Origin of the sequence: Mesorhizobium sp. KR1-2, from assembly GCF_040045035.1 — a bacterium.
Taxonomy (GTDB): Bacteria; Pseudomonadota; Alphaproteobacteria; order Rhizobiales; family Rhizobiaceae; genus Pseudaminobacter.
Genome location: NZ_JBDZDS010000002.1, coordinates 190,600 through 213,510, shown reverse-complemented (window position 1 = coordinate 213,510; position 22,911 = coordinate 190,600). Strand labels below are relative to the sequence as shown.

At 62.6% G+C, this 22,911-nt stretch carries 20 protein-coding genes and 1 tRNA gene; 14 read left to right on the top strand and 7 right to left on the bottom strand.

What is annotated here, in order from left to right; translation table 11 throughout:
• Positions 1–17 precede the first annotated feature (17 nt).
• Positions 18–929, top strand: coding sequence for an alpha/beta fold hydrolase (locus tag ABLE85_RS05220; RefSeq protein ID WP_348791645.1), 912 nt, complete (start codon positions 18–20; stop codon positions 927–929).
• Between the two features lie 9 nt (positions 930–938).
• On the opposite strand, the gene ABLE85_RS05215 is transcribed toward ABLE85_RS05220, so the two are convergent.
• Positions 939–1,334 carry a rhodanese-like domain-containing protein gene (locus tag ABLE85_RS05215; RefSeq protein WP_348791644.1) on the bottom strand — a complete coding sequence of 132 codons (396 nt, stop codon included), beginning with the start codon at positions 1,332–1,334 and terminating at the stop codon, positions 939–941.
• Positions 1,335–1,610: 276 nt separating this feature from the next.
• On the opposite strand from ABLE85_RS05215, the gene ABLE85_RS05210 reads away from it, so the two are divergent.
• Positions 1,611–3,524 (top strand): murein L,D-transpeptidase, encoded by a 1,914-nt coding sequence (locus ABLE85_RS05210; protein WP_348791643.1) that lies wholly within the window; start codon positions 1,611–1,613, stop codon positions 3,522–3,524.
• 588 nt (positions 3,525–4,112) lie between these two features.
• On the opposite strand, the gene ABLE85_RS05205 is transcribed toward ABLE85_RS05210, so the two are convergent.
• A tRNA-Val gene (locus ABLE85_RS05205) sits at positions 4,113–4,187 on the bottom strand.
• Positions 4,188–4,254: 67 nt separating this feature from the next.
• A complete protein-coding gene (locus ABLE85_RS05200) occupies positions 4,255–4,938 on the bottom strand; it encodes an HAD family hydrolase (protein ID WP_348791642.1) in 684 nt (227 codons plus the stop codon).
• Positions 4,939–5,105: 167 nt separating this feature from the next.
• Between ABLE85_RS05200 and rpiA the strand changes: the two genes are divergently transcribed.
• From rpiA to ABLE85_RS05180, 4 genes are all read left to right on the top strand, one after another.
• The gene (rpiA, locus tag ABLE85_RS05195; protein WP_348791641.1) at positions 5,106–5,804 is read left to right on the top strand and encodes a ribose-5-phosphate isomerase RpiA; all 699 of its coding nucleotides are present in this window, start codon (positions 5,106–5,108) and stop codon (positions 5,802–5,804) included.
• Between the two features lie 19 nt (positions 5,805–5,823).
• Positions 5,824–6,393 carry a DUF2059 domain-containing protein gene (locus tag ABLE85_RS05190; RefSeq protein WP_348791640.1) on the top strand — a complete coding sequence of 190 codons (570 nt, stop codon included), beginning with the start codon at positions 5,824–5,826 and terminating at the stop codon, positions 6,391–6,393.
• A gap of 106 nt (positions 6,394–6,499) precedes the next feature.
• The gene (gor, locus tag ABLE85_RS05185; protein ID WP_348791639.1) at positions 6,500–7,891 is read left to right on the top strand and encodes a glutathione-disulfide reductase; all 1,392 of its coding nucleotides are present in this window, start codon (positions 6,500–6,502) and stop codon (positions 7,889–7,891) included.
• 134 nt (positions 7,892–8,025) lie between these two features.
• Positions 8,026–9,399, top strand: a complete 1,374-nt coding sequence (locus tag ABLE85_RS05180) for a 3-deoxy-7-phosphoheptulonate synthase class II (protein ID WP_348791638.1) — start codon at positions 8,026–8,028, stop codon at positions 9,397–9,399.
• Positions 9,400–9,513: 114 nt separating this feature from the next.
• Here the strand turns inward: ABLE85_RS05180 and ABLE85_RS05175 are convergent, their stop codons facing one another.
• Complete coding sequence (locus tag ABLE85_RS05175) at positions 9,514–10,584, bottom strand: GGDEF domain-containing protein (protein ID WP_348791637.1); 1,071 nt, start codon at positions 10,582–10,584, stop codon at positions 9,514–9,516.
• A gap of 330 nt (positions 10,585–10,914) precedes the next feature.
• Here ABLE85_RS05175 and ABLE85_RS05170 point away from each other — a divergent pair, with 330 nt between their 5' ends.
• The 6 genes from ABLE85_RS05170 (at position 10,915) to ABLE85_RS05145 (ending at position 15,677) form a co-directional block, all read left to right on the top strand.
• Positions 10,915–11,334, top strand: a complete 420-nt coding sequence (locus ABLE85_RS05170) for a GFA family protein (RefSeq protein ID WP_348791636.1) — start codon at positions 10,915–10,917, stop codon at positions 11,332–11,334.
• Positions 11,335–11,435: 101 nt separating this feature from the next.
• On the top strand, positions 11,436–12,233 hold the full coding sequence (locus ABLE85_RS05165; protein WP_348791635.1) for a class III extradiol ring-cleavage dioxygenase: 798 nt from the start codon (positions 11,436–11,438) through the stop codon (positions 12,231–12,233).
• Between the two features lie 54 nt (positions 12,234–12,287).
• A complete protein-coding gene (locus ABLE85_RS05160; RefSeq protein WP_348791634.1) occupies positions 12,288–12,647 on the top strand; it encodes a diacylglycerol kinase in 360 nt (119 codons plus the stop codon).
• A gap of 67 nt (positions 12,648–12,714) precedes the next feature.
• Complete coding sequence (locus ABLE85_RS05155; protein ID WP_348791633.1) at positions 12,715–13,437, top strand: DNA-3-methyladenine glycosylase I; 723 nt, start codon at positions 12,715–12,717, stop codon at positions 13,435–13,437.
• A 111-nt stretch (positions 13,438–13,548) separates the two neighbouring features.
• The gene (locus ABLE85_RS05150) at positions 13,549–15,219 is read left to right on the top strand and encodes an NAD+ synthase (protein ID WP_348791632.1); all 1,671 of its coding nucleotides are present in this window, start codon (positions 13,549–13,551) and stop codon (positions 15,217–15,219) included.
• A 38-nt stretch (positions 15,220–15,257) separates the two neighbouring features.
• Positions 15,258–15,677: a GNAT family N-acetyltransferase gene (locus tag ABLE85_RS05145; protein ID WP_348791631.1), complete on the top strand. Its 420-nt coding sequence runs from the start codon at positions 15,258–15,260 to the stop codon at positions 15,675–15,677.
• A gap of 152 nt (positions 15,678–15,829) precedes the next feature.
• Here ABLE85_RS05145 and ABLE85_RS05140 read toward each other — a convergent pair whose 3' ends face one another.
• The gene (locus ABLE85_RS05140; protein WP_348791630.1) at positions 15,830–16,054 is read right to left on the bottom strand and encodes a hypothetical protein; all 225 of its coding nucleotides are present in this window, start codon (positions 16,052–16,054) and stop codon (positions 15,830–15,832) included.
• Between ABLE85_RS05140 and ABLE85_RS05135 the strand changes: the two genes are divergently transcribed.
• Complete coding sequence (locus ABLE85_RS05135) at positions 16,053–17,855, top strand: ABC transporter ATP-binding protein (protein WP_348791629.1); 1,803 nt, start codon at positions 16,053–16,055, stop codon at positions 17,853–17,855. The genes ABLE85_RS05140 and ABLE85_RS05135 overlap by 2 nt on opposite strands.
• A gap of 91 nt (positions 17,856–17,946) precedes the next feature.
• Positions 17,947–19,320: a glutamate--tRNA ligase gene (gene gltX, locus ABLE85_RS05130; protein WP_348791628.1), complete on the top strand. Its 1,374-nt coding sequence runs from the start codon at positions 17,947–17,949 to the stop codon at positions 19,318–19,320.
• Here gltX and ABLE85_RS05125 read toward each other — a convergent pair.
• Both ABLE85_RS05125 and ABLE85_RS05120 read right to left on the bottom strand, forming a co-directional pair.
• Positions 19,238–20,197, bottom strand: a complete 960-nt coding sequence (locus ABLE85_RS05125) for a DUF2865 domain-containing protein (RefSeq protein ID WP_348791627.1) — start codon at positions 20,195–20,197, stop codon at positions 19,238–19,240. The two genes, gltX and ABLE85_RS05125, sit on opposite strands and share 83 nt — an antisense overlap.
• A 321-nt stretch (positions 20,198–20,518) precedes the next feature.
• Entirely contained in the window at positions 20,519–22,846 is a 2,328-nt protein-coding gene (locus ABLE85_RS05120) for an NADP-dependent malic enzyme (RefSeq protein ID WP_348791626.1), read from the bottom strand.
• Positions 22,847–22,911 lie beyond the last annotated feature (65 nt).

Here is a 22,911-nt window from a genome sequence, read left to right as displayed (position 1 = left end):
TTGTTCGGACCGCTAATATGGCACCAATTACGTTGAAGGTCATCCGGGGCATTTTTGGCGCGGCGGAGCTCGTTGCGCCGCGGCTCGGGGGGCGGGTCGGTTTCGAACTGTTCTGCCGAACGCCGAACCCGAAGGCGCTGAGCGAAGGCGAGCGCAAGGCGGTAGAGCGTGCCGCCGACCTGATGGCCGAAGCTCGGCACCACCGGCTGAAAGCGGGCGCGAACTGCGTGGCGGTTCATGAATTTCGCCCAGAGGGAGGGCGTCCGGCGGCCGGTACAGTACTGGTGGTCCACGGTTGGCGTTCGCGTACCGAATATATGCGCGCCCTGATCGAAGGTTGCCGTGCAGCCGGCTTCCGGGTCATTTCGCTCGACCTGCCTGGACATGGCGCCTCGTCCGGGCGGCGACTGAACCTGGTGAGCGCTGTGGCGGCTGTCCGGGCCGCCGGCGAGTGGTTCGGTCCCTTCGAGGCGGTCATCGGCCATTCCTTCGGCGGTGCAATTGCGGCCAACGCCGTGGCTGGCGCGGTGGATGGCATCGCGCCCCTTGAAACGCAGCGGCTGGTCATGATCGCGGCGCCGAACGCGCTTTCGGAGTGGTTCGAGAGCTTTCGGCGGCAGGTGAACCTCGGCAGGCGCTCAGCCACGGCGATTGACGATCGCATCAGGCGCTTGTCGGGCCATGGGCTAGCGCATTTCACCGGCGCCCAGCAGCTCACCCGGCTGCGGACGCCGACGCTGGTCGTGCACGCGCCGGACGATGCCGAGGTTTCGGCCGAGGATGCTCGCAAATTGGACGCTGCCGGCGATCATGTGCGCCTGGTCTGGGCCGATGGTCTCGGCCATCGGCGCATCCTGTCCGATCCAGGTGTCGTTCAGCAGGTGGTCGGCTTTGTCGCAAGGGTGCAGGAGCCGGCGCCGTTGCATTGAGGCGCGCGTTCAGCCCTTCTTTTTGGACATGACGACAGGCAGCCCGGCCTGCTTCCATGCCGTGAAACCGCCGAGGATATGTCTGACCGGCTTCAGCCCCATGTCCTGGGCCGTCTTGGTGGCGAGCGCGGACCGCCAGCCGCCGGCGCAAAAGAAGATGAAGCTCCTGCCGGACGAAAAGACCGGCTTGTGGTAGGGGCTGTCCGGATCGATCCAGAATTCGAGCATGCCGCGCGGGCAATGCTCCGCGCCCGGAATCTGGCCTTCTCGCTCCAGCTCGCGCGGATCGCGCAGATCGACGAAGACGGTGCCCGGATCGTCGAGAAGAGGGGCAGCCTGTTCAGGCGAGACGACTTCGATCTCGGCATTGGCTTCGTCGAGCAAGTCCTTGTAACCCTTTTTCATAATTGCCTCCGCCGCCGTCGTTGCCCTGATCCGGCGTATTCATTGCACGCCGATCGTCTCGCCGCCATCGAGATCGGCAGAGTGCCGCAGCTCGGTATCGCCACTCACGGTGATGTGAAGCCAGCCGGCAACAGTGGCCTCGAAATTCACCGCCTATTAACCAAATCGGTGTGAATCGACACGGTGGCGTCTTAGATCGGCCACAAGCGAACCGGTTTCCTTCTGCTGCGTTAAATCAGGGGACCGGACCGGATTTCCGACTGGAACGGGTGATCGATGACCTTATTCTCAAAACGGACTGCTCTTCTTCCCGCGACCCTTGCACTGGCGCTGGCGGCCCCGGCAGAGCAGGCTGCGGCACAGAGCTTGTTCGACGTGCTGTTTGGCGGCGCTCGCCCCCAGCGTATGATGCTGGAGGAATTTCCTCCGCCTCCGGGCTATGAAAGGGGCGGGCGCCCGATGCGCCGGTCCGGGCAGAGACCGGTCGAAGGCATGATCGAGAATCCCGTCGAAAAGCCGATCGAGAAGATTACCGGGCCGACCTATTACAATTACAAGGCCGATCCGCTCGTGCGGGTGGATTTCAGCTCCCTTCTTGCCGGCGTGCAGTCGGCCTCGTTGGACCCTTCGCTCGGCGGAGCCGGTTTCCGTGAAGGGATCGCGGGTTTGGACGGCTTCGATCTCTACGCGGAAAAGGACGTCGCCAAGGCGCTGGCCGACTACTACGCCTCCAATCCGGATTTTATCTGGGTTTCCGGTGCCGATGTGAACGCCCGGGCGAAGGAAGCGATGCGCGTGTTGGGCGAGGCCGACGGCTACGGGCTGGACGCCGGGGACTATGCCGTCAGCCTGCCGCCTATGGCCCTATCGCTGGACGACAGGCCTGCACGTGAACGCGAGCTGATGCGTTTCGAGATGACGCTCTCGGCCCGCGTGCTACGCTATATCCGTGACGCGCAAAACGGCCGGGTCGATCCGAACCGGATCTCCGGCTATCACGATTTCCCGGCGAAGCCCCTCAACATGGTCGGGGCACTTAGAATTCTGGGCCAGACAGGCGACGCGCGAGCCTACCTCCAATCGCGCCACCCCCAGAACCCCGAATTCCAGGCCCTGCGTGCCGAGCTTGAGACCCTGAAGGACAGCGCCGAGAACGCGATCGTCGTCGATCCCAAGCTTGTGCTGAAGCCGGGCCAGACCAGCGTCGAGCTGCCGAATCTTCTGCGGCTGATCGAGCGCGACCATGCCGAGTTGCTCGACGGGGAAAACGGCGAAGTGCTGAAGCGCTACAGCGACAGCGAGGTCTATGACGAAGAACTCGTACCGGTCTTCAAGGCTGTGCAGAAGAAGATCGGCTTGACGCCGGACGGCGTCGTTGGGCCCCACACCGTAGCCAAGCTTGCCGGGACGCCGAAGACCGACCGCCTGGAGAAGGTGGTGCTGGCGCTCGAACAGATGCGGTGGCTGCCCTCCGATCTCGGCAGTCCGCGTGTCTTCGTCAACCAGCCGGCCTTCACTGCGAGCTATATCGACGGGAACGAGGAAAAGCTGAAGATGCGCGTCATCATCGGCCGGCCCACGAACCAGACGAGCTTCTTCTACGACGAGATCGAACAGGTCGATTACAACCCCTATTGGGGTGTCCCGCAATCGATCATCGTCAATGAGATGCTTCCGCGCCTGCGAAGCGACCCAGGCTATCTCGACCGCTCCGGCTACGAGGTCACCGATGCCAAGGGGAACCGGATTCCGTCCGCGGCGATCGACTGGGGGCAGTACGGCGGGAAGGTTCCGTTCAACGTCCGCCAGTCACCGAGCGAAGCCAATGCACTGGGCGAATTGAAGATCCTCTTCCCCAACAAGCATGCGATCTACATGCACGACACGCCGCAGAAGAGCCTGTTCAGCCGCGATTCGCGCGCGTTCAGCCATGGCTGCATACGCCTCAACGATCCGCGCGGCATGGCGGCGGCGGTGCTTGGAACCAACGTCGAGCATGTTGCCAAGAAGCTGAAGCAGGGGCATTCGAGCGAGAAGGTGACGCGCAAGATCCCTGTCTACGTCGCCTATTTCACAGCCTGGCCTGAGTTGGACGGGAAGGTCGAGTATTTCAATGACGTCTACGATCGCGATTCGCATCTGAAGCTGGCGCTCGACAAGGTCGAGGCCCAGCGTACGCCGAGCATGTGAATTGGCGCCCCCGGCCGGCCTCCAAAGTCCGGCCGGAGCCAATGCCTTTGGAGACGCTGACTAGGGCCTGGGATGCCTGACGCGCCGAAATAGGCGGCCTAGCTCACATTGACATGATGCGGGAGGCGCGTCGATTTCTGATGCGGCTGCGGGGCGTCGTGATGATGAATGGTCCGCCCATCGTTGGGCGACCAGGCACGCAGTTTCGGTGCCACGAGAGTGACCGCTGCTGCGGCAAGCATGCAGATGACTATGACGCTGATTAGGACCCAATGATCGGGGACGTCGTTACGATCTTCACCCAACTCCGCCTGCTCCAAAGCGCTCCAGTATATCATCGAAATACTGAGGGTGAACGACAATAGCTTGCCTGCTGGCAACCAGCAATCGGCCTGTGGATGTTTGGGTTAGCATTTTATAGGCGGCCTAATGGCACGCCCTGGTGCCCTGCAGGCGAGATAGTCTAAAAACGTCTTGAGCGCCGTCGGAAATTGCGACGTAACTCTTCATCGGTGCTTCAGCAGTCGAAGACTTTTGTCGGTCTTCTGTCCGAAATGAGAACTTGGCGCGAGGAAAACCAAAGGGGGATGGTGGGCGATATTGGGATTGAACCAATGACCCCACCCGTGTGAAGGGTGTGCTCTCCCGCTGAGCTAATCGCCCGCTCTTTGCCCGAAGGCGAAGCGTGCCGCGATATAGGAGACGAGCACGCCCGAAGTCAAGCCACTGATTACGCTCTTGTTGCAGCTATGAGGCCTTCGGCTAGGGAAACCGTCAATTCGTCATAATGGGAAATGACGCGCGAGGGCTCGAATTCGCGCACATGCCGGTCGGTATAGCCGAAATCGACGGCCACGACCGGGATTCCGGCGGCCTTGGCGGTGTCGATGTCGGTTTGCGAATCGCCCACCATCACGGCCCTGTCGGGATCGCCGCCGGCCTGTGCGATGGTTTCCGTGAGATGGCGCGGGTCCGGCTTGCGGAAAGCGAAGGTGTCCGGGCCGGTTATGGCGGCGAAACGGCGGCTGATGTCGAGCGCATCGAGCAGTCGGTGCGCAAAATATTCGGTCTTGTTGGTGCAGACCGCCAGAAGGAAACCGGCGGCGGCGAAGCGGTCGAGCGCGGCGATCACGCCCGGATAGGGGCGGGAGCGGCCGGGCATGTTCTCACCGTAGTGGTCTAGGAAGAGCGTGTAGAGACGGTCGTGCTCCTCGACGGGCAGGGACTTTTGCCGCGCCGCATAGGCCCGCTCGATCATGACCCGGCCGCCATGACCGACGAAGCTGCGAAAACCTGTCGCGTCAGTGTGCGAAACGCCGCCGGCCGCGAGGCTGTGGTTCAGGCTGTCGAGCAGGTCCGGTGCCGTGTCGATCAAGGTTCCATCCAGGTCGAATACGATGATCGGGCGGCTCATGGCGTGTCCTCGCTTCCGTTTAAATATGGCGACTGAAGGCGATAGCCCGCGCGCTTCCGCAGCGCAAGCAAAGGTCATTGGGCCTGCGAGGCAGAAAACCTTTGCCGCAAGGCGCAAAAATGATAGGAGCGCCCGACGAAGCGAGACAGGCTGGGGCGACGATTGCGATGGATGCAAGAGCTTTGAAGATCGAGGCCGCCCGCGTGGCGCTCGGCCATGTCGAGGACGGCGCGCGGCTGGGAATCGGCACTGGATCGACGGCCGAGGAGTTCGTGCGTCTGCTGGCCGAGAAGGTCGCCGCCGGAATGAAGATCATCGGCGTGCCTACGTCGGAGCGGACGGCCGCACTGTGCCGCGAGCTTGGCGTGCCGCTGTCGACGCTTGACGAGACGCCGGAACTCGACCTGACCATCGATGGCGCCGACGAGATCGACCCGCAGCTTACATTGATCAAAGGCGGTGGCGGGGCGCTTCTGCGCGAGAAGATCGTCGCGGCGGCCTCCAAGCGGATGATCGTGATCGCCGACGATTCCAAGATGGTGGAGACGCTTGGCAGGTTTCCGCTGCCGATCGAGGTCAACAAGTTCGGCCTCAAGGCGACCGAGCTGGCAATCGCCGCCGTCGCCGAAGAACTTGGCCTTGCCGGCCCGCTGACATTGCGGATGACGAACGGCGCGCCGTTTGTTACAGACGGTGGACATTTCATTCTCGATGCATCTTTTGGCCGTATTCCAGATCCAAGAGCGCTATCCAATGGTCTTTTCGCCGTTCCGGGGGTTGTCGAACACGGTCTGTTCCTTGGTTTGGCGCAAGCTGCCGTCATTGCCGGCGCCGACGGTGTCAGAACGGTCCACGCGACCCGATAAAAAGGAGTTTTATCCCATCATGATTCTGGTCAACCGCGTTCGCCGTTTCTCCGCCGTGGTGGCGGCATCGGCCGTTCTTGCAGTCGCAGCCCCGGCATTCGCGCAGGATATCTCCGACGCGCATCTGAAGGCCGCGCGCGAGGCGGTTGCCGCAATCAGGGCCACCGACATGTACGACGGTATCCTGCCGCAGGCGGCGGCGGTGCTGAAGGCCGAGATGATCCAGAAGAACCCGGACCTTCAGGATGTCATCACCCAGACCGTCGACGACACGACGCTGAAACTGGCCGGACGCCGCGCGGACCTGGAAAAGGAATCAGCGCTCGCCTATGCGCGGGTGTTCTCCGTCGAGGATCTCAACGCGATCGCCGCGTTCTACAACTCCGCCGCCGGCAAGAAGCTGCTGCAGGACGGCGTGATCGTGACGCGCGAGGTTGGCAAGGCGGCCGACATCTGGCAGCGCGGCGTTGCGCGCGACCTTGCGGAGCAGGCGGCGACCACGCTCGAGGAACTGATCAAGGCCAAGGGACTGGTTCCGCCGCCGGCGCCGGAAACTGCCACGGACGGCGACGCCCCGAGCGCGAACTGAGCACGCCGAGCCTGCGTGATCTGCGTCGAACAGCCCGGCACTGCCGGGCTTTTCTTTTGGCGATTTGCCTCCTAACTGTGGCCTGCCCGCCAACGGAGATGGAATCATGACTGCATACGACTACGATCTTTTCGTCATCGGTGGCGGCTCCGGTGGTGTGCGTGCAGCGCGTGTGGCCGCTTCGCTGGGCAAGCGGGTGGCGATCGCCGAGGAATTCCGGTTCGGCGGCACCTGCGTGATCCGCGGCTGCGTGCCCAAGAAGCTCTATGTCTACGCCTCGCAGTTTCCCGAGCAGTTCGAGGATGCGGCCGGCTATGGCTGGACTGTGCCGGAAGCAAGCTTCGACTGGCGCAAGCTGGTCGAAAACAAGGAGCGCGAGATTTCGCGACTGGAAGGTCTCTACCAGAAGGGTGTCGCCGGCAATGGCGGCGAGATTTTCCACACCCGGGCAACGCTGGTCGACAGGCACACGATCCGGCTCGAGGGCGAGAACCGCACGGTAACCGCTGACCAGATCATGATCGCCACCGGCGGGCGGCCGAACCCGCACACGGCACTGCCGGGGCATGAATATTGCATTTTCTCCGACCAGGCCTTCGACCTGCCGGAACTGCCGAAATCCATCGTGATTGCGGGCGGCGGCTATATCGCGGTCGAGTTCGCCAACATTTTCCACGGCCTCGGCGTCGAGACGACCTTGATCTACCGCGGCAAGGAGATTCTGAGCCGCTTCGACATGGATTTGCGGCACATGCTGCATGAGACCATGGAGAAGAAGGGCATCCGGATCATGCTGCACACGGTCTTCGAAAAGGTCGAGAAGCGCGCCGACGGGCGCTTGGATACGCATGTCACCGGTGGCGAGGTGCTGACGGCCGATCAGATGATGCTCGCCATCGGTCGCATCCCGAATACCGAAAATCTCGGCCTGGAGAAGGTCGGCGTCGAGATGGGCAAGATGGGCGAGATCATCGTCGATGACTATTCGCGCACGAACATCGACAACATCTGGGCGATCGGCGATGTCACCAACCGCGTCCAGTTGACGCCCGTGGCCATCCACGAGGCGATGTGCTTCATCGAGACGGCGTTCAAGAACAATCCGACCAAGCCGGATCATGATTGCATAGCGACGGCGGTGTTCTCGCAGCCGGAAATCGGTACCGTGGGCCTGTCGGAAGACGAGGCGTCCAAGCGTTTTGCATATCTCGAAGTCTACCGAGCAACCTTCCGCCCGATGCGCCATACGCTCTCTGGGCGGCAGGAGAAGATGCTGATGAAGCTGGTCGTCGACGCCGATACCCGACGGGTGCTCGGCGCGCATGTGCTGGGCCCTGACGCCGGCGAAATGGCACAGCTGCTCGGCATTCCGCTGAAGGCGGGGCTGACCAAGGACGACTTCGATCGCACAATGGCAGTGCATCCGACTGCGGCGGAAGAGCTGGTCACGATGTACAAGCCTACCTATCTGATCAAGAACGGCCTTCGGGTCGAGTAGGCGCGCAACCCCGTTCGCTTCGGTCCAATTCCGGGGTAGAATAGAAATTGAGCTTCCGCTATAGGGGCCTGTTCCCGAAATGCGGGAGTTTTTCCGGGCGGTTTTCTGCCGCGAATATAGTATTGGGTGCAACGATGACGAATTGGTCTCCAAAGTCCTGGCGTAACAAGCCGATCCAGCAGGTTCCCGCCTATCCGGATCAGGCTGCGCTGTTTGATACCGAGGCCCGTCTTGCCACCTTTCCGCCGCTCGTTTTTGCAGGTGAAGCGCGCAAGCTGAAGAAGCAACTCGCCGCTGTCGCAAATGGCGAGGCGTTCCTGCTCCAGGGCGGCGACTGCGCAGAAAGCTTCGCCGAGCACGGCGCCGACAATATCCGCGACTTCTTCCGCGTCTTCCTGCAGATGTCGGTCGTGCTGACCTTTGCCGGCGCGCAGCCCGTGGTGAAGGTCGGTCGCATCGCCGGCCAGTTCGCCAAGCCGCGCTCCTCCGACAACGAGACCCGCGACGGCGTGACGCTTCCGAGCTATCGCGGCGACATCATCAACGGCATCGACTTCGACGAGAAGTCGCGCGTGCCGGATCCGGCGCGCCAGGAGATGGCCTACCGCCAGTCGGCTGCCACGCTCAACCTGCTGCGCGCTTTCGCCCAGGGCGGCTATGCCAGCTTGGAGAACGTCCACCGCTGGATGCTCGGCTTCGTCTCCGATAGCCCGCAGGGCGAGCGCTACGAGGCGCTTGCCAACCGCATCACCGAAACCATGAATTTCATGAGCGCGGTCGGCATCACTTCGGAAAATAATTTCGCGCTGCGCGAGACCGATTTCTACACCAGCCACGAGGCGCTGCTGCTCGGCTACGAAGAGGCGCTGACCCGCGTCGACTCCACTTCGGGCGACTGGTACGCCACCTCCGGCCATATGATCTGGATTGGCGACCGTACGCGTCAGCCCGACCATGCGCATATCGAATACTGCCGCGGCATCAAGAACCCGCTCGGCCTGAAGTGCGGTCCGTCGCTGACCCCGGATGGCCTGCTGGAACTGATCGATCTGCTGAACCCGGAGAACGAGCCGGGCCGTCTCACGCTCATCGCGCGCTTCGGTGCCGACAAGGTGGGCGAGCACCTGCCCAAGCTGGTACGTGCGGTGCAGAAGGAAGGCCGCAAGGTCGTCTGGTCCTGCGATCCGATGCACGGCAACACGGTTACCGCGGCCGGCTACAAGACGCGTCCGTTCGACCGCATCCTGCGCGAAGTGCAGGCCTTCTTCGATGTCCACGCGGCGGAAGGCACGCATGCAGGCGGCATCCATGTCGAAATGACCGGCAAGAACGTGACCGAGTGCACGGGCGGCGCACGCGCCATCCGCGACGAGGAACTGCAGGACCGCTATCACACCCATTGCGACCCGCGTCTCAACGCCGACCAGGCGATCGAGCTGGCTTTCCTGGTTTCGGAACTGCTCAAGAAGGGCACCGGCCGCGGTGAGAAAAAGGCCGTCAACGGCTGAACGGCCGACGGTCGTGATGAACTTGAAGAAGGGCGCCTTTGAGGCGCCCTTTTTGTTCATGGTGCTTTCCAGACGATGCTGCGCCTTGGCCTGCATGCGGCAGGCGCAGTCGGGTCACTCCTTGCGGTACAGCATCCAGTTCTTGCCTGCTCGTCCGGCAAGTTCCGAATATCTGGTGACGCGATTTCGGCCATCGACCTTCGAGCGATAGAGCGCACGGTCGGCTTTCGAATAGAGGTCGTCCGCGCACTCGGCTTCCGAGGCCATGCAGATGCCCATGGATAGCGTGATCGGTCCGTAGTCGACGCTCGGCTGTCCGCCGCAAAACGGCGTCTGCTCAATCAGGAGTCGGAGGCGATCGGCGATCTCGAACGTGGTCTGTTCGCTTGCGCCGCCGACGACCAGGGCGAACTCCTCGCCGCCGGTCCTGGCTACGAACATCCCCTTGCTGGCACTGCTCTGCAAAATATCGGCGATGATTTTCAGAATCTTGTCGCCGACCGGATGGCCGTGCCGATCATTGACCTCCTTGAAGCGGTCGATGTCAGCAAGAATGAGCGCCTTGAACAGAATGCCCTTATTGCCGTTGTAGATCGCTGCGATCTCCTTGTCGAAGGCGCGGCGATTCCAGATGTGGGTGAGGGGGTCGGTGTCAGCGAGCCGCTTGTATTCTTCGAGCTTGGACTTCACGCTCTCCAGCTCGGCAGATTTTTCGCTGAGCGTGTTTGCGATCTCCTTGCCATGGTCGATCGTGGAATTCGTGGCTACGGACATCGCGCCGGCGATCTTTTCCAGCAGTTCCTTGCTGACGAGTTCGCGGTTGCGGAGCCCGCTCGATGTCTGGTCGAGAATCTGTCCGTACTTTTCGATATGGCTTTGCTCCCGGCGAAGGATGCGGGCGATATCTTCGAGCTCCTGGGCGACGATCTCGCGTGCCTGTTCAACGATGCTCTGATCGTGGTTCTGCGCGAAGTACTTGCGACCGAGCTGGTCGAGCCGATCCTGGGTGGGGTAGCTGCCGAGTTCGATCAACTCGAGGCTCAGTCTGGGGTTGGACCCGGAAAGTGCTTCATAGAAAATCTCGTAATTGCGTGGCAGCGCCGTCACGTGCATCTGGCGCATTGTCGTGAGGACATCAGTCGCTAGATCGTTGCTAGGTTCGCCCGAGGCGACGACTGGCTGCATGCTTGCTCCACTTCCGCATTGGAGCCGAAGACGGCTCCTCTCCAATGTCAGGGGTCCTGACGATCAGAATCGATCAGGGGCGTGGATTTCCGCGAGTACACAAGAGAGCCCCCTCCGCAATTCTGCGATCTCTGTGCACGGTGAAGCTACAAGCATTCGAATAAAATTCTCTTAATTTCATCGACGATTGGGTTTTTCTTTATCGAAAATCGTCAATACTTTTTCTGCCCAAGGAACTCGCAAACAGAATGTAGAACGACGCAAAAGCGAAAGCTTTCGGCCCATCTTTGTGTCCACCTGCTCAGTTAGGAGTACACTCGGGAGAATTGGATGAGCGAACTCAAGGTGGGATCGTGTGGTTGCGGCGCGGTGCGTTTCAAGACGTCAGCTGCGCTGCGGGAGGTGATCTATTGCCATTGTTCGCAATGCCGCAAGCAGAGCGGACATTTCTATGCGGCCACGAATGTGAGCGAAGCGGAATTGGAGCTTGAGGGGACGGACTCGATCACCTGGTACCGGAGTTCGGACGTGGCGCGGCGTGGCTTTTGCCGCGTCTGTGGATCGGCCTTGTTCTGGAAGCACGACGGGCTCGATACGATTTCCGTGATGGCCGGCGCCTTCGACATGCCCTCCGGCCTGGCCGGCGGCAGCCATATCTTCGTGTCCGACAAGGGCGACTACTACAGCATCGACGATGGCTTGCCGCAGTTTCCCAGGTCGACACCGACGGTGGCGGTGGCCGACAGCTGAACAAGGCGGCACCGTCGCTGTTTTCTGAACGGTTCGTCGCGGGTCGGCTGGCTGCCGGGAAAGGGCGTTCCAACGTATATTGATGGGCAAGGAGAACGCTTATGGCCACCATGCCCACCTTGTTCGTTTCACACGGCGGTCCGGACATCGTCATCAAGGACACGCCTGCGCGGCACTATCTCGAGACGGTTTCGAACCTCGTCCCGCGACCCAAGGCGATCATGGTCATGTCGGCTCATTTCGAGACGCATGGGGTTACTGTCGTCACCGACCCAAAGCCGGAAATGATTTACGATTTCAGGGGCTTTCCGGCGGAACTCTATGAAATGGTCTATCCCGCACCCGGAGCACCCGCGCTGGCTGAAAGGGTGCTCTCGCTTCTGGAGGATGCGGGGCTTTCGCCGGCACGGATCGGAAAGCGCGGCTACGACCACGGCACCTGGACGCCTATGAAGCTGGCTTTTCCGGACGCCGACATACCTATCGTGCAAGTCTCGATTGACCCCAATCGCGACGCTGCCTGGCACTATGCCGTGGGAAATGCTCTCTCGCCGCTCCGCGAGGAGGGGGTGCTGCTGGTCGGTTCCGGCCACATCACCCACAATCTGCGCGCCTTCTTCTCGACGATGCGTCAGGGGATGGCGGTCGATCCCGAACTCCCGGGCAAGGTGAGGGCGTTTACGCAATGGTTCGCACAAAAGCTCGCTGCCAACGACACGCAGGCGCTGCTCGATTGGAAGAGGCAAGCCCCATTTCCGGCCGACAACCACCCGACCGACGAGCATCTGATGCCGATCTTTTTCGCTTATGGAGCCGCGGGCGCCAGCCCCAGAGCGGAACGGGTGCACGATTCGGTCGATCACGGCTTTTTCGCCAATGATTCGTATCTGTTCCACTAGGGATGTCTTGGGCTACATGATCCTTTTGCGACGAATCGCCGAGGGATCCGTGGAATGGAACGACTGATCAATGCCTTCCGCAATTCGGTGAGGGCGTTCGACCGCCTGATCCGGAACGAGACGGCCTTCCAGCAGGAGGTGATCCTTCTCATCGTCGCCATCCCCCTGGCGTTGTTCGTGGCCACGAGTTGGAGCGGCTATGCGCTGCTCATCGGGGCTATGCTGTTCCTGATCTTGGTCGAAGTGCTGAACACCGGTATCGAGGCGGCCTGCGATGCAGTATCGCGCGACTTCCACGTCGACATCCAGCTTGCCAAGGATTGCGGGTCGCTTGCGGTGCTGATCTCGATCATCATCGTTGCCGGCATATGGGGGCTCGCTCTGATCGAGCGGCTGACCGGCCTTCCGCTCTAGGTCAGCGGGGGGCGCGCGCGGCTCTCCTTAAGCTGATACCGTGCACGACATTGCCAGGGAGGTCGCCATGCTCGATTTTGCAAAGATCCGCGCCCGTGCGGCAAGCCGCAAGGGCGGCGAAGCCGTTCTTGCCTCGCTGTTGGGGCCGATGCCGGACAACGCCGCGCTGGCGAGCGTTCCCGACGACCGGATCCTGTCGACCATGGCCGAGCGGATATTCGCGGCCGGCTTCGTCTGGCGCGTGATCGAGCAGAAGTGGCCTGATTTCGAGGAGGCGTTCCTTGGCTTCGAGCCGAAGCGGCTGTTGTTCCAGCCCGACGATTTCTGGCATGACCTGACCTCCGACAAGCGCATCGTGCGCAATCCGCAGAAGATCAAGTCAGTGCGAGACAACGCTGCCTTCGTCGAGCGCGTGTCCCAAGACCATGGCGGATTCGGCAAGTTCCTGGCCGAATGGCCCGCTGACGACCAGGTCGGCCTGATGGCCTATCTGGGCAAGCACGGCAGCCGGCTTGGCGGCAACACCGGGCAGTATTTCCTTCGCTGGCTGGGATGGGACACTTTTATCCTGTCGCAGGACATGGTCCTGGCCCTGCGCGATGCCGGCCTGGAGATCGGCGACAATCCGACCTCCAAACGCGATCTGGCGCGCATCCAGGAGCAGGTCAACGCTTGGGCCGAGCAGACCAAGCTGCCCCGCAGTCACATCTCGCGCATTCTTGCCGTGTCGATCGGCGAAAACTACGACACGGAGATGCTCAAGGCCCGTGTCGGCGGCGACGAAGGCTGAGAAAAGCTGGGGTAGATGTTGCGCCCTGCATTTCCGCCTCGCCGCCAGATTTGCGTTGCGGCGTGGATAGCCTACGGCTAGACCTCAATGCCGACCAACAGCCGACCCGCCATGCTTCCTGAAACGCTCCGCATTGCCGTTGCCCAACTCAATCCGATCGTCGGCGACATAGCCGGCAATCTCGCCAAGGCCCGCGAGGCGAGGGCGGATGCCGCGCGGCAGGGCGCCGACCTTGTCCTTTTCACCGAGCTCTTCATCGCCGGCTACCCGCCCGAGGACCTGGTTCTGAAGCCAGCCTTCCTGGCTGCTTGCGAACGCGCGGTGGAGGAGTTCGCGGCCGAGACAGCCGACGGTGGTCCGGGCGTCATCATCGGCACGCCGCTGAAGCGCAAGAGCGGCATCCACAATTCCATCATCGTCGCCGACGGCGGCAAGATCCTTGCCGAGCGCTACAAGATCGATCTGCCGAACTATGGCGAGTTCGATGAGAAGCGCGTGTTTCAGGCGGGCCCGGATCTGCCTGGCCCAATCAATTTCCGCGGCGTCAGGCTGGGTATCCCGATCTGCGAGGACATCTGGGGCGATCTCGGCGTGTGCGAGACTCTGGCCGAGTCCGGAGCCGAGATCCTTCTGGTGCCCAACGGCTCGCCCTACTATCGCGGCAAGGTCGATGTGCGCCAGCAGGTCGTCATCAAGCAGGTGATCGAGACCGGCTTGCCGATGCTCTACGCCAACCAGCTTGGGGGGCAGGACGAGTTGGTCTTCGACGGCGCTTCCTTTGCGATCTCGGCTCAAAAGACGCTGGCCTTCCAGATGAGCCAGTTCGAGGAAGCCGTCGCTGTCACCCACTGGAGGCGCAACGGCGACGGCTGGGAGTGCGTCGACGGCCCGATGTCGAAGATCCCGGAGCGGGAAGAGGCGGACTACCGCGCCTGCATGCTGGGCCTGCGCGACTACGTCAACAAGAACGGTTTCAAGGATGTCGTGCTCGGCATGTCGGGCGGCATCGATTCGGCCATCTGCGCGGCCCTTGCAGTGGATGCGCTGGGCGAGGAGCGGCTGCGCGCGGTGATGTTGCCCTATCGCTACACTTCCAGAGAGTCGCTGAAGGATGCCGAGGATTGCGCCCGCGCCCTTGGTTGCCGCTACGACATCGTGCCGATCGCCGAGCCTGTCGAGGGCTTTTCGCATGCGTTGACGCAGATATTTGAAGGCACGCGCGAAGGTATCACCGAGGAGAACCTGCAGAGCCGCGCACGCGGAACGATCCTGATGGCGATCTCCAACAAGTTCGGCTCCATGGTTGTGACGACCGGCAACAAGTCGGAGATGTCGGTGGGGTATGCCACGCTTTATGGCGACATGAACGGCGGCTTCAACCCGATCAAGGACCTCTACAAGATGCAGGTCTACGCCTTGGCGCGCTGGCGCAACGGCACGGTTCCGCCGGGCGGGCTGGGACCGTCGGGGGAGGTGATCCCGGCGAACATCATCGACAAGGCGCCGTCGGCCGAATTGCGCGAGAACCAGACCGATCAGGATTCGCTGCCGCCTTATCCGGTGCTCGACGACATTCTGGAGTGCCTGGTCGAGAACGAGATGGGCGTGGACGAGATCGTCGCGCGCGGACACGATCGCGACCTGGTGCATCGTATCGAGCATCTGCTCTATGTCGCCGAATACAAGCGCAGGCAGGCTGCCCCGGGCGTTAAGATCACCAAGAAGAACTTTGGCCGCGATCGCCGCTATCCGATCACGAATCGATTCAGGGATCGCGGATAAGGCTTTGTTTTTCTGCGCCTTCGGTGTTGGAGTGAGCCATGGCGGCGTATGAGATCAGCTTCGACCCGGCGCGGATCGATCTTCGCGCCACCGGCGATATCCTGAAGTCGAGCTATTGGGGCAAAGGCCGCAGTGATGCGGGCTATGAGCGAGCCTTTGCCAATTCGCTTTGCGCCGGCGCCTATCTCGACGGCCGGCAGGTGGCCTTTGCGAGAGCGATCACCGACCGGACCTATTTCGGCTATCTGTGCGACATCATCGTCTCGCCCGAACATCGCGGGCAGGGGCTGGGGCAAAGGCTTGTCCAAGCCTTCATCGACCATCCCGAACTCGGCGGCGTCCTGCACTGGAGCCTGTCCACATCGGACGCGCACGGGGTCTACGAGAAGCTAGGTTTCGTAAAATCCTCCGACGGGCAGTATATGCGGCTGACTCGCGCACCATCGACCTCGTTTTGAAGTAGTCGTTGTGCATATGTTGCAGTTTTGCCGCATCGGTTGAGCCAGTCGGGCTTTTCCATTGCTGGCGGGTTGGCGAGCGCGATTGTCGCTTCTATAAACGGACTTCCGCGATTCCCTCTGGGAGGTCCGAATGACAGGATTTGACATCGTTATGCGAGGTTGCGAAGCCTGAGCTGACGACCGCCGAATGGATGCGCTTCCATTCGGGCATGCGTGGCTCTCGTCTTTCCAGCCTCGGTGCCGCCCGGATTATGCCGGCCGGCTGCCAAATTCGTCTCGTACCCCGCATTTGCCAGGCGGTTTTCCGTCTCGTCGCGGTTTTCAATATCTGACCTTTTTGGGATCGGGCCGCCTGTCGCGCCCGAATGAATCATGGCTCGTTTTCATATCGATTGGCGTGGCGGCGCTTTCCGCAGCGTTCTCGGTTTCACTTTTCGACATTGGCAGCGCCAGCCGATCCGGCTGACGGTCATTTCAGTTGCGTTCCTGATTTCGACCGTGGCGGACGTTCTGACCCCGCTCTATTCGGGCAGGCTGGTCGACGCGGTGGCTTCCGGCGCGGCCAGTGACGTCGTTTCGTGGAATGCCGCGCTTGCCGCATTCTTCATGCTGCTGGCACTGGCGCTCGGCGCGATCATCACGCGCTACATCGCCTTCATGGGGATCATCGACCTGACCCTCAACATGATGTCCGACATCGCCGCCGACGCGTTTCATCGCATCCAGCGCTTCTCCACCGATTGGCACGCAAACGCCTTCGCCGGCTCGACCGTGCGCAAAGTGACGCGCGGCATGTGGGCGCTCGACTTGCTGAACGACACGCTGTTGATCGCGCTGCTACCCTCGCTGATCATGCTGCTGGGTTCGACGCTGCTGCTCGGCTGGTACTGGCCGATGATGGGCGTGATAGTGGCGGTCGGTTCGATCTTCTACGTCGCGCTCACGGTGCTCTTGTCGCTGGGTTACGTCGCGCCGGCTGCCAGCCTTGCCAATCGCTGGGATACCCGGCTCGGTGGCGCGCTGGCCGATGCGGTGAGCTGCAACCCGGTGGTGAAGGCGTTCGGCGCCGAGGCGCGCGAGGATGCTCGCCTGTCCAAGGTCACGGCCAAATGGCACCACAGGACGGCGCGCACCTGGGCGCGCGGCACAATCAACGGAACGACGCAGGGCACCACGCTTCTGGTGCTGCGAGCGGCCGTGATTGGTTTCGCGCTGTTGCTGTGGTCGCACGGCAAGGCGAGCGCGGGCGACATTGCCTTCGTGCTGACTTCGTTCTTCGTGCTGCAGGGCTATCTGCGCGATGTGGGCGTGCACGTGCGCAACCTGCAGCGCTCGGTCAACGACATGGAGGAACTGGTCGCCATCCACGACCAGCCGCTGGGCATCGAGGACAAGCCTCACGCGAAGCCGATTTCGATCGGCGAGGGCCGCATTGATTTCGAGCGGGTCACCTTCCACTACGGCAGTCATCATACGCCGCTCTACAGTGATTTCTCCCTGTCTATCGCGGCGGGTGAACGGGTCGGGCTGGTCGGGCATTCCGGATCGGGCAAGACGACCTTCGTAAAACTCGTCCAGCGGCTCTACGACGTGAGCGGCGGGCGCATCCTGATCGACGGGCAGGACATCTCGCAGGTCCAGCAGGATTCCCTGCGCGCGCAGATCGCCATCGTGCAGCAGGAGCCCATCCTGTTCCATCGCTCGCTGGCCGAGAACATCGCCTATGCGCGCCCCGGCGCCACGCAGGCCGAGATCGAGGAGGCGGCAAGGCTTGCCAGCGCCCACGACTTCATCATGCGCCTGCCGAAAGGCTACGGCACCCTGGTGGGCGAGCGCGGCGTGAAGCTATCGGGCGGCGAACGCCAGCGCGTGGCGATTGCCCGTGCCTTCCTGGCGGATGCACCGATCCTGATCCTGGACGAGGCGACGTCGAGCCTGGATTCGGAATCCGAGGTGCTGATCCAGCAGGCCATGGAGCGGCTTATGGTGGGGCGCACCACGCTCGTCATTGCCCACCGGCTTTCGACGGTGCGCGCTCTGGACCGGCTTCTGGTGTTCGACCGCGGCCGGATCGCGGAAGAGGGCGACCACGACGCGCTGATCCGCCTGGAGGGCGGCATCTACCGCCGGCTGTTCGAGCGTCAGGCGCTGGAACTGACCAAGGGGCTGGTCTGATCAACATCAGGACCGTGCCGACGCGCGGTCCTGGCCTTGGCAGTGCTTCGCCAGCCTTGCCAAGGCCATATGCATCCGTTAACCGGTGCAAATGACCGTAACCGTTCGCTTCGCCCCGTCGCCGACGGGCCTCATCCATATCGGCAATGCGCGCACCGCGCTGTTCAACTGGCTGTTCGCCATGAAGAATGGCGGGCGCTTCATCCAGCGTTTCGACGATACCGACGTCGCGCGTTCCAAGCAGGAATATGCCGACGCCATTCTCTATGACCTGCACTGGTTGGGCATCTTCCCGGATGCCACCGAATACCAGTCGCGCCGTTTCGACCGCTACGATGCGGCGGTCGAGACGTTGAAGGCCGCAGGCCTGCTCTATCCCTGCTACGAAACCCAGGAAGAGCTGGAGCTGCGCCGCAAGATCCGCCTGTCGCGCAAGCTGCCGCCTGTCTATGGCCGCGAGGCGCTCAAGTTGACCGACGAGGAGCGCGAAGCGCTGGAGGCGGAGGGGCGCAAGCCGCACTGGCGCTTCCTGCTGCCCAACTTCACGACCGATCCGTTCGAGACCGAACGCACGGAAGTCCAATGGGGCGACCTCGTGCGCGGCGAGGAGACCGTAGATCTCGCTTCTCTGTCGGACCCGGTGCTGGTGCGCGAGGAGGGCACCTATCTCTACACGCTGCCCTCCGTGGTGGACGACATCGAGATGGGCGTCACGCACATCATCCGTGGCGACGACCATGTGACCAACACCGGCGTGCAGATCGCCCTGTTCAAGGCGCTAGGGGCCCAGCCGCCCGTGTTCGGCCACCACAACATGCTGACCACCAGCGATGGCGAGGGCCTGTCGAAGCGCACCGGCGCCCTGTCTATCTCGGGCCTGCGTGAATCGGGCATCGAGCCGATGGCCGTGGCTTCGCTGGCGGTGCTGATCGGCACATCGGAAAGCGTCGCCGCAGTGCCGACCATGGCGGAGCTGGCGTCCCGTTTCGACCCTGCCTCGACCTCGAAATCCGCCTCGAAATTCGACCCAGAAGAGCTCATCGTGCTCAACCGCGCGCTGCTTCACAACATGCCGTTTGCCCAGGCGCAGGACCGGTTGTCGGCGCTCGGCATATCGGGAGAGCAGGCTGAGGCGTTCTGGGTCGCGGTACGGGGCAATCTCGACCGGCTCGCGGATGCCGCCGGCTGGTGGCGCATCCTGCGGCAAGGGCCGGAACAGCCGGCCGAGCTGGCAGATGGCGATGCCGCCTTCGTGTCGCAGGCGCTCGATCTCCTGCCGGAAGAGCCTTGGGACCGCACGACCTGGAAGAGCTGGACGGACGCGGTGAAGGAAGCGACCGGCCGCAAGGGCAAGTCGCTGTTCATGCCGCTGCGGTTGGCTCTTACCGGACGTGCCGCCGGGCCGGAGCTCGCAGATTTATTGCCTCTTCTGGGGCGGGAAGGAACGTTGGCCCGACGACCCTGACCCTGCGGTCGGGGTCCGCGTCTTGGACGGGCGAGGGCGCATCGGCCGTGGCCGTCCTGGTCTCCGGCTGCTTGGTCTCTTCCACGCTCGCCGAAGGCTGGGATGCAGCCGGCGGCTCGGGCTTGACGATGGACGATGAGAACGTCGGGTCAGCCTCAGTGGAGACCGTCGCGGACGCTGCTTCGGCCGTTTCTTTCTGTGGCCTGTTTCCGGCGATGACCTCGAAATTCTTAGGGGCGTTGCAGCTGCAGCCTTCGGCGGCAGGCGCACTGGCGCTCCTGTAGCGGTACGCGGCCGGCAGCCCGGCATAGGGGGAGCCAGTCCTGGCCGAGATCATTTTGGCCGCCGCGCCGCTATCTTCGTCCTGGTAGAAGACCTGCATCTCGGCGTCCGGGCATGCTGCCTGGCAGTTCTTCTGGTCGCGGGCGAACTCGCGACGCGATGAGGCGGGCGACATCGGGAAATAATAGCCGTCGCAGGTCCTCACGCAGAAGGTGCGGTAGGTGCCGGCGAGGCGAGCAACGCCTTCGCCCGGATTGAGCACTCGTCGAATATTGCGCTCGCCCTCGGCATTGTCGTTGCTTGGCTCGTTCGCGTTCGCCTGGCTTAGAATTTGTTCGATCGTGCGGATCCGCTGATCGGCCGCCTCCACGGCCTGCGGCATTCGCCTGTCTTCGCGGCAGCCATTGGCGTCGAGCGCGTCGAGGATCTGTGCCGTAGACTTGGCGGGGCGCATGCTGGCCCGCTTCAGCAGCAGCGAGTCGAGATTGCTTTCCATCCTGGCCAGATTGCCGTTCAGCTTGCCGCAGTCCTCGGCGGTGCGACCCAGGATGGAAAAGCCGCAGCCGGCCGCGCTCAACCTGTTGCGGACGCGCACGATCTGTTCGCGCTGCCTGGCAATCGCTGTGTCGTATTTTTCGGTTCGGGCCACAGCCGCTCCGCCGGCGAGTTCAGCCTCAAGCTGACGACACAGGCGGGTGTCCGAAAGCGCTTGCGGTACCGTGGCGAGGAGCCCTGCAGACATGACGGAAAGAACCGCGATTGCATGCACGAACCCGTTAGACCCGCTCGTCATCTGTACCCCAAGAGCTTGCAAGGGCCGGCTGCCTGGACAGCCGGCCGAAATCCCTTTCGGACCTAGCGGCGGCAGGTTAACTGCGCATTTAGGATCTGCTTTTGCCTGTGGATAAGGACGCTGTCAGCCGTTGGCCGCCAGCGTCGCCTGGGCCTTGTGCCCAGCCTCCGCGACGGCGAGGGCGGTCATGTTGACCACGCCGCGCGACGTCACCGAGGGTGTCAGGATGTGGGCTGGCTGCGCCGTACCGAGCAGGATCGGGCCGACGTGGAGCGCGTCCATCATCTGCTTGACGGTGTTCAGGGTGATGTTCGCTGCGTCGAGGTTGGGGAACACGAGCAGGTTGGCTTCGCCCTTCAGCGTCGAATGCGGATAGACCCTTTGCCGCAACTGCTCGGAAAGAGCCGAATCGGCGTGCATCTCACCGTCGCATTGCAGGTCGGGGGCCAGCCGCTTCAGGATCTCGGCCGCCTCGCGCATCTTCAGCGCGCTCGGCGCGTCGCGCGAGCCGAAATTCGACAAGGACAGCAACGCCGCCTTTGGCTCGATGCCGAAGCGTCGGACTTCCTCCGCGGCAAGGATCGTCATTTCGGCGATCTGTTCCGCGGTCGGGTCGATGGTAACGTAGGTGTCGGTGAAGAAGGTGACGCCGCGGCTCGAGATGAGCATGGAAAGCGCTGAGAAATCATGGTCTCGGATGCCCTCCCGTGCACCGATAATGAGCCTCACGTGGCGCAGGTGACGGGCAAAACGTCCTTCGAGCCCGCAGATCATGGCGTCGGCTTCGCCGCGGCGCACCGCCAGGCCGGCAATCACGGTGCTTTCGGTGCGAACCATGGTGCGCGCCGCCTCCTGCGTGATGCCGCGCCGACCGCCGAGTTCGATCAGGAGTTCGACGTATTCGCGATAACGCGGGTCGTCCTCGGGATTGATCAGCTCGAAGTCGGTGCCGGGTCGAATCCTCAGGCCGTAACGGCGCAGGCGAACGTCCACGACATTGGGGCGGCCGATCAGGATCGGCTGGGCGATGCCTTCCTCCAGCACCACCTGTGCTGCGCGCAGCACACGCTCGTCTTCGCCATCGGCATAGATGACGCGCTTTGCACTGGAGGTCTTGGCTGAGGAAAATACCGGCTTCATGACGAGGCCGGAGCGGAAGACGAAGCGGTTCAGGCGGTCGATATAGGCCGGAAAATCGGCGATCGGGCGGGTGGCTACACCGCTTTCGCAGGCCGCCTTGGCCACGGCCGGGGCAATCCGCAGGATAAGACGCGGATCGAAGGGCGAGGGGATCAGGAAGTCCGGCCCGAAGGTCGGGGTTTCGCCCGAATAAGCCTTTGCGGCGACATCCGAGGGCTCTTCACGGGCCAGCGAGGCGATTGCGCGCACTGCCGCCAGCTTCATCTCCTCGTTGATGGCGCTCGCCCCGCAATCCAGCGCGCCTCGGAAGATGTAGGGGAAGCAGAGAACATTGTTGACCTGGTTCGGATAGTCCGAACGGCCGGTGCAGATCATGGCATCCGGGCGCGCGGCGCGTGCCGCTTCCGGCATGATTTCCGGCACCGGGTTTGCCAGCGCCAGAATCAGCGGCTTGTCGGCCATGTGCTGGAGCAGTTCCGGCCGCAGCACGCCCGCGGCCGAGAGGCCGAGGAAGACGTCGGTGCCGCCGATCACGTCGTCCAGCGTGCGGGCGTTGGTGTCCTTGACGTAAGGGTCCTTCCAGCGGTCCATCTCTTCGACGCGCCCCTTGTAGGCGACGCCGTAGCGGTCGGTGACCCAGATGTTCTCGACCTTGGCGCCGAGCGAGACCAGCAGGTTGAGGCAGGCCAGCGCTGCGGCACCCGCGCCGGAGGTGACGATCTTGACGTCCTCGATCTTCTTTCCGGCGAGCTCCAGCCCGTTGAGTACGGCAGCCGCAACGATGATGGCGGTGCCGTGCTGGTCGTCATGGAAGACGGGAATCTGCATCCGCGCCTTAAGGCGTTCCTCCACCTCGAAGCACTCGGGCGCCTTGATGTCTTCCAGATTGATGCCGCCGAAGGTCGGCTCAAGCGCCGAGATGGTCTCGACCATACGCTCGATTTCCGGCGCGTCGATTTCGATGTCGAAAACGTCGATGCCGGCGAACTTCTTGAACAGGACCGCCTTGCCTTCCATCACCGGCTTGGAAGCCAGCGGACCGATATTGCCGAGACCCAGAACCGCCGTTCCGTTCGAAATCACGGCGACCAGGTTCGCACGCGCCGTATAGTCGGCCGCAGTGGCAGGCTCGTCGCGGATCGCCAGGCAAGGAGCGGCCACGCCAGGTGAATAGGCAAGCGCCAGGTCGCGCTGGTTGCCGAGCGGCTTGGTCGCCTGGATCTCAAGCTTTCCAGCCACCGGATATTTGTGGAAGAACAGCGCCGCCTCATCGAGGTCGGAGCGTTTGGTGTTGCCTTTTTCCGTGTCCATTTCAGCCGCTTGCCTAGTCTTCGGTCGCTTCGACCGCTGTTTTACCACGCGATCCGGTCTTTTCG